The organism is Bacillus sp. FSL K6-2971 (assembly GCF_038006405.1).
GTDB lineage: Bacteria > Bacillota > Bacilli > Bacillales > Bacillaceae > Bacillus > Bacillus pumilus.
Genome location: NZ_JBBOVD010000001.1, coordinates 1,645,725 through 1,661,293 on the forward strand (window position 1 = coordinate 1,645,725; position 15,569 = coordinate 1,661,293).

At 41.6% G+C, this 15,569-nt stretch carries 14 protein-coding genes; 12 read left to right on the forward strand and 2 right to left on the reverse strand.

Going from position 1 to position 15,569, the window contains the following annotated elements:
- Positions 1-43 precede the first annotated feature (43 nt).
- Both pyc and MHI33_RS08600 read left to right on the forward strand, forming a co-directional pair.
- Positions 44-3,490, forward strand: a complete 3,447-nt coding sequence (gene pyc / locus MHI33_RS08595) for a pyruvate carboxylase (RefSeq protein WP_044142013.1) — start codon at positions 44-46, stop codon at positions 3,488-3,490.
- Between the two features lie 98 nt (positions 3,491-3,588).
- Complete coding sequence (locus tag MHI33_RS08600; RefSeq protein ID WP_340910652.1) at positions 3,589-5,022, forward strand: cryptochrome/photolyase family protein; 1,434 nt, start codon at positions 3,589-3,591, stop codon at positions 5,020-5,022.
- A gap of 40 nt (positions 5,023-5,062) precedes the next feature.
- Here the strand turns inward: MHI33_RS08600 and MHI33_RS08605 are convergent, their stop codons facing one another.
- Positions 5,063-5,986 carry a COX15/CtaA family protein gene (locus tag MHI33_RS08605; RefSeq protein ID WP_044142012.1) on the reverse strand — a complete coding sequence of 308 codons (924 nt, stop codon included), beginning with the start codon at positions 5,984-5,986 and terminating at the stop codon, positions 5,063-5,065.
- Positions 5,987-6,378: 392 nt separating this feature from the next.
- Here MHI33_RS08605 and cyoE point away from each other — a divergent pair, with 392 nt between their 5' ends.
- From cyoE to ctaG, 6 genes are all read left to right on the forward strand, one after another.
- Complete coding sequence (cyoE, locus tag MHI33_RS08610) at positions 6,379-7,296, forward strand: heme o synthase (RefSeq protein WP_044142011.1); 918 nt, start codon at positions 6,379-6,381, stop codon at positions 7,294-7,296.
- A gap of 278 nt (positions 7,297-7,574) precedes the next feature.
- A complete protein-coding gene (gene coxB / locus MHI33_RS08615; protein ID WP_003212202.1) occupies positions 7,575-8,642 on the forward strand; it encodes a cytochrome c oxidase subunit II in 1,068 nt (355 codons plus the stop codon).
- A 170-nt stretch (positions 8,643-8,812) separates the two neighbouring features.
- A complete protein-coding gene (gene ctaD, locus MHI33_RS08620) occupies positions 8,813-10,684 on the forward strand; it encodes a cytochrome c oxidase subunit I (protein ID WP_044142010.1) in 1,872 nt (623 codons plus the stop codon).
- Complete coding sequence (gene ctaE, locus MHI33_RS08625) at positions 10,684-11,304, forward strand: cytochrome c oxidase subunit III (RefSeq protein WP_003210862.1); 621 nt, start codon at positions 10,684-10,686, stop codon at positions 11,302-11,304. The genes ctaD and ctaE overlap by 1 nt, the downstream gene beginning before the upstream one ends.
- Before the next feature lie 2 nt (positions 11,305-11,306).
- Complete coding sequence (gene ctaF / locus MHI33_RS08630; RefSeq protein ID WP_044142009.1) at positions 11,307-11,636, forward strand: cytochrome c oxidase subunit IVB; 330 nt, start codon at positions 11,307-11,309, stop codon at positions 11,634-11,636.
- A gap of 30 nt (positions 11,637-11,666) precedes the next feature.
- The gene (gene ctaG / locus MHI33_RS08635; RefSeq protein ID WP_044142008.1) at positions 11,667-12,545 is read left to right on the forward strand and encodes a cytochrome c oxidase assembly factor CtaG; all 879 of its coding nucleotides are present in this window, start codon (positions 11,667-11,669) and stop codon (positions 12,543-12,545) included.
- A 37-nt stretch (positions 12,546-12,582) separates the two neighbouring features.
- Here ctaG and MHI33_RS08640 read toward each other — a convergent pair whose 3' ends face one another.
- Entirely contained in the window at positions 12,583-12,948 is a 366-nt protein-coding gene (locus tag MHI33_RS08640) for a YugN family protein (protein ID WP_044142007.1), read from the reverse strand.
- A 169-nt stretch (positions 12,949-13,117) separates the two neighbouring features.
- On the opposite strand from MHI33_RS08640, the gene MHI33_RS08645 reads away from it, so the two are divergent.
- The 4 genes from MHI33_RS08645 (at position 13,118) to MHI33_RS08660 (ending at position 15,497) form a co-directional block, all read left to right on the forward strand.
- Positions 13,118-13,540: a CBS domain-containing protein gene (locus MHI33_RS08645; RefSeq protein WP_044142103.1), complete on the forward strand. Its 423-nt coding sequence runs from the start codon at positions 13,118-13,120 to the stop codon at positions 13,538-13,540.
- A 122-nt stretch (positions 13,541-13,662) separates the two neighbouring features.
- Positions 13,663-14,706: a CAP domain-containing protein gene (locus MHI33_RS08650; protein ID WP_044142006.1), complete on the forward strand. Its 1,044-nt coding sequence runs from the start codon at positions 13,663-13,665 to the stop codon at positions 14,704-14,706.
- Positions 14,707-14,815: 109 nt separating this feature from the next.
- The gene (locus MHI33_RS08655; protein ID WP_044142005.1) at positions 14,816-15,229 is read left to right on the forward strand and encodes a YlbD family protein; all 414 of its coding nucleotides are present in this window, start codon (positions 14,816-14,818) and stop codon (positions 15,227-15,229) included.
- 19 nt (positions 15,230-15,248) lie between these two features.
- Entirely contained in the window at positions 15,249-15,497 is a 249-nt protein-coding gene (locus MHI33_RS08660; protein WP_044142004.1) for a YlbE-like family protein, read from the forward strand.
- Positions 15,498-15,569 lie beyond the last annotated feature (72 nt).

Sequence of the window (15,569 nt, forward strand, 5' to 3'; positions counted from 1 at the left end):
ATAGAGTACATATAAAATTTTAAGGGATATGGAGGAGTGAGAAATGTCACAGAGAACAATTCAAAAGGTTCTAGTTGCAAACAGAGGGGAAATTGCTATCAGAGTCTTCAGGGCCTGTACGGAGCTCAATTTACGTACAGTAGCCATTTATTCCAAAGAAGACTCGGGCTCTTATCATCGCTATAAAGCAGATGAAGCATATCTAGTTGGAGAAGGAAAAAAACCGATTGATGCCTACCTTGATATCGAGGGGATCATCGAAATTGCAAAACGAAATGATGTGGATGCGATCCATCCAGGTTACGGATTTTTATCTGAAAATATTCATTTTGCAAGACGATGCGAAGAGGAAGGCATTCAATTTATCGGTCCAACTTCTCAGCATTTAGATATGTTTGGAGATAAAGTAAAGGCAAGAGAAGAAGCGAAAAAAGCTGGAATTCCAGTCATTCCAGGAAGTGACGGACCAGTTGATTCGGTCAAAGAAGTCGAAAAATTCGGTGAAGAATACGGTTACCCGTTTATTATTAAAGCTTCACTAGGCGGCGGCGGCCGGGGTATGCGGATTGTCAGATCAAAAGAGGAGCTGAATGAAGGCTATGACCGTGCAAAGTCAGAGGCGAAAGCTGCTTTTGGAAATGACGAAGTATATGTTGAGAAACTGATTGAAAATCCGAAACATATTGAAGTGCAGGTGATTGGTGATAATCACGGCAATATCATTCATTTATATGAGCGTGACTGCTCTGTCCAAAGGCGTCATCAAAAAGTCATTGAAGTTGCGCCAAGTGTATCTCTTACAGATCAATTACGTGAGGACATCTGCGAAGCGGCTGTTAAGCTGGCTCGAAATGTGTCGTATATTAACGCTGGGACTGTAGAATTCCTAGTCGCAAATGGTGAGTTTTATTTTATTGAAGTCAATCCTAGGGTACAGGTGGAACACACGATCACAGAAATGATCACAGGTGTCGATATCGTACAAACCCAAATTCTTGTCGCAAAGGGTCATGATCTCCATAGCAATGAAGTCGGAATACCAAAGCAAGAAGATATCTTCACACATGGATTTGCCATTCAATCAAGGGTCACGACAGAGGATCCTTTAAATAACTTTATGCCGGACACAGGAAAAATTATGGCCTACCGTTCAGGTGGGGGATTTGGTGTACGCTTAGATGCTGGGAACAGCTTCCAAGGTGCGGTCATTACATCTTATTACGATTCATTATTGGTCAAGCTGTCCACATGGGCGCTCACATTTGATCAGGCTGCTGCTAAAATGGTCCGTAATTTGCAGGAATTCAGGATTCGCGGAATTAAAACAAACATTCCGTTTCTTGAAAACGTGGCAAAGCATGAGAAGTTTCTAAAAGGGGAATACGATACGTCGTTTATCGATTCAACCCCAGATCTATTTAATTTCCCTAAACAAAAAGACCGTGGAACGAAGATGCTGACTTATATTGGTAACGTGACCATTAATGGGTTCCCTGGTATTGCGGAGAAAAAGAAGCCTCAATTTGATAGACCAAATGTACCGAAGCTTCCTGTTCATGAAGAGGTTCCGTCTGGGACAAAACAATTGTTAGATACGCATGGACCTGAGGGGCTCGCCAATTGGGTAAAAGAACAAAAGAGCGTCCTTTTAACAGATACAACCTTTAGAGACGCGCATCAGTCTCTGCTTGCAACACGCTTTAGAACACATGACTTGAAGAAAATTGCCCAGCCAACAGCAGGTTTATGGCCAGAGCTATTCAGTATGGAAATGTGGGGCGGCGCTACATTTGATGTTGCGTATCGTTTCTTAAAAGAAGATCCTTGGGAAAGGCTGAAAGAGCTTCGTCAAGAAGTTCCGAACACCTTGTTCCAAATGCTTTTAAGATCATCAAACGCTGTCGGATATACAAACTATGCAGATAATGTAATTAAAGCATTTGTAAAGGAATCGGCTGAGGCAGGCATTGACGTGTTCCGTATTTTTGATAGCTTAAACTGGGTCAAAGGCATGACGCTTGCCATAGATTCTGTTCGTGAATCAGGCAAAGTGGCAGAGGCAGCCATTTGTTATACAGGGGACATTCTCGATCCATCTCGTCCGAAATATGATCTTAAGTATTATGTATCTCTTGCGAAAGAGCTTGAATCTGCCGGTGCACATATTTTAGGTATTAAAGATATGGCGGGATTATTAAAGCCGCAGGCAGCTTATGAGTTAGTCTCTGCTTTAAAAGATGAACTCACGATCCCTATCCATCTTCATACACATGATACGAGTGGAAATGGACTGTTCACCTATGCAAGGGCAATTGATGCAGGTGTTGATATTGTCGATGTGGCCGTTAGCTCTATGGCGGGGCTCACATCGCAGCCAAGTGCGAGCTCACTGTACTATGCTTTAGATGGACATGAAAGAAAGCCAGACATGAACGTCCAATCTGTCGAACACCTTTCTCAATACTGGGATTCTGTCAGAAAATACTATCATGAGTTCGAAAGCGGCATGAATTCGCCGCATACAGAAATTTATGAGCATGAAATGCCTGGCGGTCAGTATAGTAACTTGCAGCAGCAGGCGAAAGGTGTCGGACTTGGCGACCGCTGGAACGAAGTAAAAGAAATGTACAGACGTGTGAATGACATGTTTGGTGATATTGTGAAGGTGACACCATCCTCTAAAGTAGTCGGAGACATGGCACTTTATATGGTGCAAAATGATTTAACAGAGGAAGATGTCTATGAAAAAGGAGCAACTTTAGACTTCCCGGATTCTGTTGTGGAACTATTTAAAGGCTATTTAGGCCAGCCGCATGGCGGTTTCCCTGAAAAATTGCAAAAGCTGATTTTAAAAGGAGAAGAACCGCTCACTGTCAGACCTGGTGAAAAGCTGAAGCCAGTTGACTTTGAAGCTATTCAGCAGCAGTTCAAAGAATCTCATGACCTGACGCTGACAGATCAAGACGCGATTGCGTATGCCTTATATCCGAAAGTCTTTTCTGAATTTGTCCAAACAGCAGAAAGCTACGGAGACATCTCTGTTCTTGACACACCAACGTTTTTCTACGGGATGAGGCTTGGTGAAGAGATAGAGGTAGAAATTGAAAAAGGAAAAACCCTCATTGTAAAACTCGTGTCAATTGGAGAACCGAATCCAGATGCCACAAGAGTTCTTTACTTTGAGCTAAATGGACAGCCGCGTGAAGTCGTGATTAAGGATGAAAGCATCAAATCATCCGTTCAAGAAAAAATGAAGGCGGACCGTTCAAATCCAAATCACATTGCCGCATCAATGCCAGGCACTGTCATCAAAGTGCTCGTGGAAAAAGGACAGAAAATCTCGCAAGGTGAGCATTTGATGATCAATGAAGCCATGAAAATGGAGACGACTGTACAAGCCCCATTCACTGCGGTCGTTGATGAAATACATGTGACAAATGGAGAACCGATTCAAACCGGAGATCTGCTGATTGTTTTAAAGCCTGAATAATAAGTGAGACACATCCATCGTGATGTGTCTTTTTTGAGCGCATTAAAATGTGCAGCAGCCTGCGAGAGTGATTACACTATAGAGTGAGGTGAAGAAAGTTGGAAATTGTCGTGATTTGGTTTCGCCGAGATATGCGATTAGATGATCATATCGCCTTATCAAAAGCGATCACATATGCAAAAAAACATGAGTACAAATTATTGGCTCTTTATCATCTAGATCCATTTTTTACTGAAATGGAAATGGATATCAACAACGAACATTTCTTTCAAAACTTGGCGCATTTCGTCAAGGAAGCGAGAGAATCTCAAGTGTATGTTCACCTTCTCCATGATGATGTCCCGCGCGCCTTTCAGCAGGTCATGGAAGTGTATGACATCAAAGCCGTCTTTTTTAATGAAGATGAAGTGGGTATGGGCCAAAGGCGTGACAAGCAAGTAACCGATTTTTTAGAAAAGAAGGGCATTCATGTGTCAACATGGCAAGATACACACCTTCACGGGGCGCGGGATATTTTAAAAGCAGATGGGTCACATTATCAAGTGTTTACCCCATACTATCAATCATGGCGGAAGCAAGAGAAGCAGCCTGTGATAAAAGTTGACAAATCATTTTTCAGCAGCGAGCATACGATTTGTGATGAGTCACTTTCGCAAAAAGGAAATGACAAACTGCGAGAATTGATAAAAGGCTGCTCAAGGAATTTTGATCAAATCGGCTCAGACAAAGCGATGAACACGCTTCATCACTTTATCCAAAAAAGATTAACGCGTTACCATGAGAAACGGGATATTCCGTCAGTTTTTGGAACGAGCAAGCTGTCGCGTTTTTTAAAAACAGGCACTATTTCGATTCGAATGATCTTCCATGCGATATATGAAGAAGCACTCTATGAAGACGAGGGCAGAGAGACTTTTATCAAAGAGCTGGCATGGCGCGATTTTTATCATATGATTTATGCGCATTATCCTGAGATGAAAGAAAAAGAAATCAATTCGGCGTTTCAAGGGATGAAATGGAATGAAGATGAGACGCTGTTTGAAGCTTGGTGTAAAGGAGAAACAGGCTTTCCGCTCGTTGATGCAGGGATGAGACAGTTAAATGAGGAGGGCTGGATGCATAACCGCTTGCGAATGGTTACAGCCTCATTTTTAACAAAGGATTATTTGATTGATTGGAGAAAAGGCGAAGCGTATTTTTCAAAAAAACTTGTCGATTATGATGAGGCGTCAAATATCGGAGGATTTCAGTGGGCAGCCTCGGTCGGAACAGATGCGGTGCCGTACTTCCGTATTTTCAACCCGACGACTCAGTCAAAGCGATTTGATCCGAGCGGGGAATTTATTAGAAAATATGTACTAGAGCTAGAGCATGTCGATGAAAAATGGATTCATGAACCAAGTAAAATGCCGATTGATGAGCAATTGAAATCGGGGTGTGTGCTAGGTGATACATATCCGCTGCCGGCAGTTGACCACCAGGAAAGACGCAAAAAAGCCATTTCGCTATTTGAAGAAGCAAAACAACAATAAAACAAATCCCCCATTCAGCAAGAAAGGGGGATACAAATTCTTATTTGAATGGTTCTTTGCTTTCATATTTAAACCGGGCAATGAGTAAGCAGAAGTAACAGAGTACTCCAAACAAACAGGAAATAAAGAATGAATGAGCCAGCGCATAACCTAGTGCGAGCTGAGAATACACAGACATCACACCTGAAATCGCTTGAAGTGTAATGAGAATGGCTGAAATGATCCATCCATAATACAACTGCTTCTGATCTTTATAATGTTTCATGGCATGGAACATCGCAACAAATATCCAGACGAATAAAAGAAGTGCTGCTGCTCGGTGAGACATTTGAACCCACTGATTAAAATAAGTCGGAAGTGCACCGTCTTTTGAACAAAACGGGAAGACAGAGCAAGCAAGGCTTGATTTTGTATGTCTCACATAAGCACCCGTATACACCACAATATACGTATATGTGATCAAGCCATAAATATGGAACTGCATTCTTTTTCCGATATGGAGCGGCTTCACAAGCTTTGTTTCAGATCTGGTTGCCTCAAACACAAGAAGGGCAAGCAGTAAGATTGAAGCAAAAGAAATCAGTGAAATACCGAAGTGCAGTGCCATCACAAGTGCGTTAGAACCAAACACAACGGCAAGAGCCCCTAACAGCGCTTGTAGAAGTAAGAATATAATCGACATGATGACCAAGAATTTGGTTTCACGGAATACTGGACTAATCTTTTTCCAACATAAGATCGCCAGTGCCAGTACAAGAATGGTGGAAACCCCTGTTGACATGCGGTGACTCCATTCAATGATGGAAGCAGGGTTCATTTCAGGAAAGAAACGACCGTGACAAAGGGGCCACTGTCTACCGCAGCCAAGACCCGAGCCGGTTTTCGTCACAAGCGCACCACCAATCAAAACGATCAGCATCACAAACGTTGTGATCACGCTCAATAACCTTAAAGCAAATTTCATCAAATTATTTCACCTTCTCTAAAAAACTTCTGATCTAAATGAAAAACCTCACATGCTCTCAAGTTTAAGCCAAATGCGTGTTCTGTTGCAATTCATAATGACCAAAGTTCACAAAAAAATGATATGTTAGTTCACAAAGTTTACAGATTTAGAGTGCTTGATCTTTCTTTCACAGTCTGATAGAAATAGAGGAGAGAATAATTCATATTGCACCGCCTTCTGAACACACGTATATCCTAATAAATTCACGAAACGTTCACAAATAACTTCAAGTTTGTCGTTTATTATTTAATAGGATGTTTTTTTACAGCTCTTTATCTTGTATGATAGAGTTGTAACGATTTTACGTTTTATTGTTAGTTTGAAGGTTTGGGCAAGGGAGGTTATACACATTGGCAAATTCCAAAACAGCCGCGGAAGCAGCTATTCATGGACAAATAGAAGAAACCACAGCTTTGAAAGATTTTCTTGCACTTATTAAAATGGGCATCGTCAATTCCAACTTCATTACAACATTTACTGGAATGTGGCTTGCTTTTTATTTTACAGATATGAGTTTCCTTGGGAATCTTGATATTGTGCTGTTAACAATGATTGGTTCTTCTCTTATTATTGCAGGTTCATGCGCCATTAATAATGCGTTTGACCGTGATATTGATATAGTTATGGAAAGAACAAAAACAAGACCGACCGTCACAGGTAAAATTCAGCCGGGGCAAGCGTATGCATTTGGTATTTTGCTTGTTGTACTTGGACTCATCATGCTTCTGATGACAACCATAACATCAGCAGTGATTGGATTTATCGGAGTCTTTACTTATGCGGTTCTCTACACCATGTGGTCTAAACGCCATTACACCATCAATACTGTCATTGGAAGTGTATCTGGGGCGGTTCCGCCATTAATTGGCTGGACAGCTGTCACCGGCACAATTGACACAATGGCTTGGGTTTTGTTTATGATTTTGTTCATCTGGCAAATCCCGCACTTTCTGTCACTTGCGATTAAGAAAACGGAAGATTATCGCAAGGCAGGCATTCCAATGCTACCAGTTGTCTATGGCTTTGAAGTCACAAAGCGCCAAATTATCATTTGGACAGCATGTCTTCTTCCACTTCCATTTTTCTTAGGTGGATTAGGATGGCCGATTGTCGCACTTGGCACATTGCTGAATATTGGATGGCTTGCCATTGGCCTTATGGGCTTTAAAATGAAAGACGTCATGAAGTGGTCAACGCTCATGTTCGTTTATTCATTAAACTACTTAACCATCTTTTTCGTCGCGATGATTATTATTACACTATTCTAGAGTAAAATACACTTTGATCACATCAAAACAAGGCTATATCTTATAACACAACATTTTCTAACAACTATGAAAGCCGCCTGATATTCAGTTCTATTTAGGCGGCTTTCTGTTTATACATAGATGGTATTTTGAGTAAAAACATCATTTTTTTATGAAAAGAGGAAATGTAAGTGCTTTTATAAGAGGCGGGGGTTATGGATGGGAGAAAAGTGATTTTATAAATAAGAGGTAAAAAGCGAAAGGCAAAGGAGATCAAGCAAAAGGGGTTGGGACAAATTATGATAAGAAAATGGCGTGTTTATTCACTGTTTCTCTTATTGACGCTCGTTTTGGCGGGCTGTGGTGAACCATACTTATCAACACTCAAACCAGTTGGGGAAGTAGCAGATAAACAATTTTTCCTAACTGTACTGAGTACACTCATTATGGTTCTTGTCGTCATTGTTGTATCGATCATTTTCTTTTACGTCATCATTAAATTCAAACGTTCTAAAGTGGGAGAAGATACGATTCCAAAGCAGGTGGAAGGGAACCGTAACCTAGAAATTACGTGGACAGCGATTCCGATTCTTCTCCTCATTATTCTCGTTGTGCCTGTTGTGGCATACACGCTTGAGCTTGGGGATACAAGCGCTATGGATAAGAAAAAACGAGATCCTGAAAAGACACTTGTTGTCAATGTAAGAGCCAGTTTATATTGGTGGGAATTCGAATACCCTGATTATGGGATTGTCACAAGTCAGGAATTGATTGTACCGACAGATCAAAAGGTTTACTTCAAGCTCAAAGCATCTGATGTGAAACACTCTTTCTGGGTTCCATCGGCTGGCGGTAAAATTGATACAAACACAGACAATGAAAACAAGTTTTATTTAACCTTTGATTCAAAACGAACGAAAGATGCAGGAGAATATTTCTACGGGAAATGTGCGGAGCTTTGCGGTCCCTCACATGCTTTAATGGACTTTAAAGTTAAAACGCTTTCTCAAGATGAGTTTTTAGGATGGACGAAAAAAATGGCTGATTACAAGAAGCCTACATCCACAAAAGATCTCGCCCTTGAAGGTGAAAAATTATTTAAAGAGAAAAACTGCTTGAGCTGTCACGCAGTTGAGCCTGGGGATGAACGGCCGGAAGCGGCAAGGACAGCACCAAACCTTGCAACCTTCGGAGAGCGAACGAAAGTAGCTGGAATTAAAGACATGAACAAAGAAAACGTAAAAGCATGGCTGAAAGATCCAGAGAGCTTTAAACCAGGGAATAAAATGACAGGGACGTACCCTAAATTAAATGACTCAGAAGCAGATGCACTTTATGAGTATTTAAAAGGACTTAAAATCGAGTAATTTCTAATAAGCATGTGTAAGAGGGTATGTAATCGATGTGAAGTTTTTGTTAAAAGCTCCCGAATATGTCTCTACAACCAAGAAATAGCCATCTGTCAGACACAGTCTGTGTAAAGTTAAAATAGACATCTATATGAAAAGGGGCAAATGGGAGATAAGAGGGGGATTTCATGGTGAGTACTATAGCTAAAAAGCGGGGGTTTGGCGCTGTCTTATGGGATTACTTGACGACGGTTGACCACAAAAAAATTGCCGTACTATATTTAGTGGCAGGGGGATTTTTCTTTTTAATTGGCGGCCTGGAAGCGATGATTATCCGTATTCAGCTAGCCATCCCTGAAAATGATTTTGTAAGTGCAGGGTTTTACAATGAAGTCATGACGATGCATGGAACAACAATGATATTCCTTGCAGCAATGCCGCTTTTATTTGCATTAATGAATGCGGTTGTACCCATTCAAATTGGTGCACGTGACGTAGCGTTTCCATTTGTGAATTCACTTGGTTTTTGGCTGTTCTTTTTCGGAGGAATTTTCTTAAACCTTGGGTGGTTTATGGGCGGGGCACCTGATGCAGGCTGGACTGCATACGCTTCGCTCACGCTGAATTCAGAAGGACACGGCATGGATTTCTATATTTTAGGGTTGCAGATAGCGGGTATTGGTACGCTAATTGCGGGAATCAACTTTCTAGCAACGATTATTAATATGAGAACGCCTGGGATGACGTATATGAGAATGCCGCTCTTTACTTGGACGACATTTGTCGCCTCAGCACTGATTTTATTCGCATTCCCGCCACTTACAGCAGGGCTTGCGATGCTGATGCTTGATAGAATGTTTGATACGAGCTTTTTCAATCCAGAGCTCGGCGGTAATACAATCATCTGGGAGCATTTGTTCTGGATTTTTGGACACCCAGAAGTTTATATCTTAATCCTGCCAGCATTCGGAATATTCTCTGAAATCATTCCAGTGTTTGCAAGAAAAAGGTTGTTTGGCTATTCGTCCATGGTGTTTGCGACTGTATTGATTGGTTTCCTTGGATTCATGGTGTGGGCGCATCACATGTTCACAACAGGACTTGGTCCAATTGCCAATGCGATCTTTGCTGTAGCCACAATGGCGATCGCGGTGCCTACAGGAATTAAAGTATTTAACTGGCTGCTCACCATATGGGGCGGTAATGTGAAATTTACAACGCCGATGCTGTATTCCGTTGCCTTTATACCGTCGTTTTTACTTGGCGGGGTAACCGGAGTTATGCTTGCAGCAGCTGCAGCAGATTATCAGTTCCATGATACGTATTTTGTCGTGGCGCATTTCCACTACGTCATCATCGGCGGGGTCGTATTCGGTATTTTAGCTGGTGTGCATTACTGGTGGCCGAAGATGTTTGGAAAAATACTGAATGAGAAGCTTGGGAAAATTAGCTTTGTGCTATTTTTCATCGGATTCCATTTAACTTTCTTTATTCAGCATTTCCTAGGTCTTTGGGGCATGCCGCGCCGAGTCTTTACATTCCTGCCAGGTCAAGGGTTAGACCTTGGGAACTTGGTCAGTACGATTGGGGCGCTGTTTATGTTTGTAGCTGTTGTCATTCTGCTGATTAACGTCATCTGGACGACAGCAAAAGGAGAGCGTGTATCGGGCGATCCTTGGGGAGACGGAAGAACGCTTGAATGGGCAGTGTCTTCACCTCCGCCAGAATATAACTTTAAACAGCTTCCACTTGTCAGAGGACTAGATCCATTATGGATTGAAAAAATGGATGGTAAAAAAGGAATGACAGCGTCTGAACCGCTCGATGATATTCACATGCCGAATAATTCCATCTTACCTGTCATTATCTCATTCGGTCTATTTGTGTCAGCGTTTGGCTTCATGTATCGTCAAGAGCATAGCTGGGGGCTTCCAGTGATTCTCATTGGTCTTGGCATTACATTTGCGACCATGCTGGTTCGCTCTCTTAAAGACGATCATGGGTACCATATTCACAAAGAAGATTTGACCGATGACGATGATAAAGGGGTGAAAGCATAATGGAACCACAAAAAATGACAGCAGAAACTTTTCCGGCTTCTCCTGAGAAAGCCACGTTAGAAGGAAAGAATAAGTTCGTCGGGTTCTGGTTGTTTCTTGGGGGAGAAACCGTTCTGTTTGCATCGCTATTTGCCACGTATTTGGCGCTGAAAAACTCTAATGCAGGCGGAGCAAAAACAACGGATATGTTTGATCTCACACTTGTCTTTATTGCCACGATGCTTCTTTTGACGAGCAGTTTAACGAGTGTGTATGCAATGTATCATATGAAAAACTTTGCCTTTAAAAAGATGCAGCTTTGGCTTGGCGTGACTGTGCTATTAGGTGCATCGTTTCTAGGGGTTGAGATTTATGAGTTCTATCATTATGTGCATGCGTATGATTTTACCATTACCAGCTCAGCTCTTGGTTCCTCCTTCTATACACTTGTAGGAACTCACGGGGCTCACGTCGCCTTCGGACTTTGCTGGATTACCGCTCTTATGATTCGAAATATGAGACGCGGACTCGATTTATACAATGCGCCGAAATATTATGTGGCAAGTCTGTATTGGCACTTCATTGATGTTGTGTGGGTCTTCATCTTTACCGTTGTATATTTAATGGGAATGGTGGGATAAGAATGGGAAATAAAAGCACAAATCAGTCTAAAGTCGATCTTGTATACCGTAAAAAGAAAAATGCCGAAGAAATGAAGCATCAGCTCATTTCTTTCGGCTTGATGATTGGATTAACCTTTGTTGCCTTTTTAACAATCGCTTCTGAAGACGTAGGAAACTGGTTCGCAGTACCATTTATTTTACTGCTTGCCGTTATTCAGGTGGCTTTTCAGCTTTATTATTTTATGCACATGAACCAAAAAGGGCATGAAACACCCGCATTGTTTCTTTACTCAGGTGTGTTTGTCGCGTTTATTACCGTATTAGCCTTTTTGACCATTATTTGGTGGTAAGCCCGCTTTGCCCTTGAAGGAGGCGCAGCAATGGAGAACTTAGAAATATTCGGATTTCGGGCATTATGGAGCCCTTACTATTTGACTAGTATTGTCATAGCAGCTGCTCTTTATCTGCTTCTTGTGACAAAGGGGAAGCATCGTGCAACGGTAAAAGAGAAAACGTTGTTTCTGACGGGGCTTGTTCTGTTATACGCCGTAAAAGGAAGCCCAATTGATTTAATGGGGCATATTATGTTTAGTGCACATATGGCGCAAATGGCGGTGCTCTATTTAGTCATTCCGCCTCTCCTTATTACAGGATTACCTGTGGCCATTTGGGAGCGGATCATACAAACACCAGGCATTCAGCAGATGTTTCGTTTGTTTTCCAAACCTTTAATTGCATTGCTTGGGTTTAACGGCTTGTTTTCGATGTACCATATTCCGCTTGTGTTTGACTTTGTGAAAACAGATCCGTTTTATCATGCGCTGATGACAGTGGTCATTTTTATCGCTGCCTTTTTCATGTGGTGGCCGCTCGTTCATAAAGTCCAAAGTCAGCCTCAGATTACAGGCATTTTAAAGCTTGGTTATATCATGGCAGACGGGATATTAATGACTCCTGCGTGTGCACTTATCATGTTTAGTGAGGCACCGATCTATGCAACCTATTCTGATGCTGGTGCTTGGATACAGGCGCTGCATCTATGCGTACCAAGTGATACACTGGCAGGTCTTGCGCTCACTGGTCCTGAAATGTTCCATACCTTGCCGCTGCTAGAAGACCAGCAGCTAGGCGCGATTTTGATGAAAATTATTCAGGAGATTGTGTACGGCTCGATCCTTGCTGTTGTCTTCTTTGACTGGGCAAGAAAAGAAAGAGCGAAAGATGCCGTACCAGATGCCCTGATTCCGAAATATGAATGAAAAAAGCACAGCCGGATGGCTGTGCTTGTGCTTTCGTTTATGCTTCTGCAGTCATTGCTTCTAGTTTTTCTTTCAGCTGTTCAAGCGTTTTTTTGCTTGATTGGATGAGAGACTTAGGGAAATCTTCGCCTTCGCCGTATTCAACACCGTGCGGATAATAATGTTTTCCGAGTAAAGGTGTGAGAAGCTGTATGTGTGCTCTTTTTGAACCAACATCCCCTTCGGTGGCGTAGCCGGAAATGCGTAAATAAAAGGTTCCCTCTACCATGTTAAACTTTCTGTCGTACGTCACACGCTCATAATCCCATTGATCGGCTCGAACAAATCCTTCACTTTCCATGATGAAATCTAATTTATTTAAGTCAGCAGCTACCTTTTCAATCCCCATACCTTCAAACTTCACCCAAAACCCCTCCTTATAAAAATTCCCTTTACTGACAATCATAGTATGAAAGCGTTAAACTTTCAACTGTGAAAGGTATGTTCTTTTATAACCTGGTTACAGTAATAAAGAAAATAACAGATTAACAGATGGAGGAATCAACGTGAAAACGAAAAAAATCAAAGATATTATGACAAAAAAAGTAGTGACATGTCAGCAAGATGACAATACGTATGAAGCGGCAGTCAAAATGAGAGACGCAGACATTGGAGCCATTCCCGTGGTTAACGGAGATCAGCTCGTTGGTATCGTGACAGACCGTGACCTTGTACTCAGAGGCATTGCAGAAAAAAAGCCAAACTCACAGGAAGTAGGCTCGCTGATGACGAAGGAAGTACTTACAGCAGAAGAAGATGCAACGCTTGAAGAAATTGTCCGGCTGATGTCAGAGCACCAGCTTCGCCGCATTCCTGTTGTGAAGAACGGTGCATTAACAGGGATTGTCGCTCTTGGAGATTTATCCGTCGAAGATTTATCGAATGATCGCGCAGGGGATGCACTGACAGAAATCTCTCAGCAGGATCAAGATCATGGGCAAGGATTTCTTCATTAAGAGGGGCATATTTTAAATTCGTGTTAAATAGGCTGTATTGTCGTTGATAAATAGAGCGAGTTTTGTTTAAATGACAGTAGAAGGTACTTTTTGTACCTTGCCAATTTAACGGAGGTGTTTATTTGAAAACTGTGCTCAAAACACTCCTCATCCTCCTGATTATATCTGGAACGTACGTTCTGTTTATTCAATATGGATCTTCACCAGAAAAAGAAAACAGCAATGAACCGAAGGTGTCTAATGAAGAAACATCTAGCGATAAGCCGATCAACATCCCGAAAAAGGGGCTCATGTCCTTTATGGGGAAATCTTCAAACGAAGTGCTTAAACAGCTGGGAGAACCAGATCGCATTGATCCTTCCGCATATGATTATGACTGGTGGATATACAATCAATCGAAGAAGCACTATATTCAAGTAGGGGTAAAGGATAGTAAAGTGGTGACATTGTTTGCAACAGGAGACGGGCTCAATGTTGAACCGTTTAAAATCGGTCAAGCCACAAGTGAGGTATTTAAAAAAACACAAATTGCACCTTATATTCATGTAGAGGATGAACAAAATTCATATCGCTTTGAATTCTCAGAAGATGATATGAATACAAGACCCACCGTGAAAGTGGACGATGATGTATATGTGCAGCTTTACATGGATAAGTTTGAAAGCACCCTTTCAAGTATCAGGGCGTTTAACGCAGATACATTTGTGAAACAAAAGCCATACGAAGTCGTCTATCGTGGTCAATTGATAGAACCAGAGGCAATATCGGGTGAAAAATGGAAAGAGATCGAAGCTTCCAGTCAAAAACAAATTTTTGATATGACCAATATTATTCGTCATAAGTACAAACTGCCGATCTTAAAGTGGGATGATGAAACCTCTGAAGTGGCATTCATGCATAGTGAGGACATGAAAGAGAATCATTATTTCTCCCATGAATCTAAAAAATACGGTACGCTGAAAGACCGATTAGAAAGAGGCGAGGTGGCATTTCAGCTTGCAGGTGAAAACATTGCCTATAATTATGTAGATGGACCTGCAGCGATAGAAGGCTGGCTCAATAGTGAAGGTCATAGGAAGGCGTTATTAAATAAAGATTACACACACCTTGGCGTCGGTGTGAAAGAAAAATACTACACCCAAAACTTCATCAAAAAAACATCTTAAACGAAAGCAGCTGCACCATCACAGCTGTTTTTTTTGATTGAAAAAGAGGCTCACCAAAATAACTGCTGATGTATATAGTATAGTAGGCATTTGTATGGGGGGTGAGGATATGACAAACAAGCAAAAACAAACATCCATTGATGAATTTAAACAATTCGTCAGACGCCATCCGAAGTTAATTCAAGAAGTGCAAACGCAAGAAAAAAGCTGGCAAAGTGTATACGAAAATTGGGTCATGTTTGGTGAAGAAGATGAGATGTGGTCTCCTTACCGGCAAACGCAATCTGAAGACGTGAAAGAAGAAAAAGCCTCTAAGCCAAGTGAAGCGGGAAAAGCCGATTTTATGTCTAAAATGGTTTCTGCTGTGAAAAAAATGGACGCTGATCAAATGAATGAACAAATCAACAAAATGAGCCAGTCTATTTCCTCTTTACAAAGCTTACTCGGACAATTTTCATCAAATGGCTCAAAGAAAGGTTCATCTGGAGGCAGTCAGCACCCATTCTCCTTCAGGAAAGATTAAGTGAAAGGGGATGCTTTTGGTGCGGAAAGAAGTACAGGAGTTTGTCATGGCCGAAGAGGATCGAATCAAATTCATCAGACAGCGTCCTCTCTGGTACAGACAGCTGACTCGACATCCTGATAAGCTATCGTCCTTTGAATTAGATAAAATGAATTTTTACGAAAAAACCATTCCTCATCGTGTGAGTCAGTTGAGTAACAGTGTCCAAATGGCTGAAATGATGATTCAAATGTTCCAAGCAATGCGTAATCAAAATGGAGCCGGATGAGGCTTTTTTGAGTTGATTAAGATGTCCATTTCCTGAGCATCCTATAAAAGTAGATGAAAGGAGAATCAGATG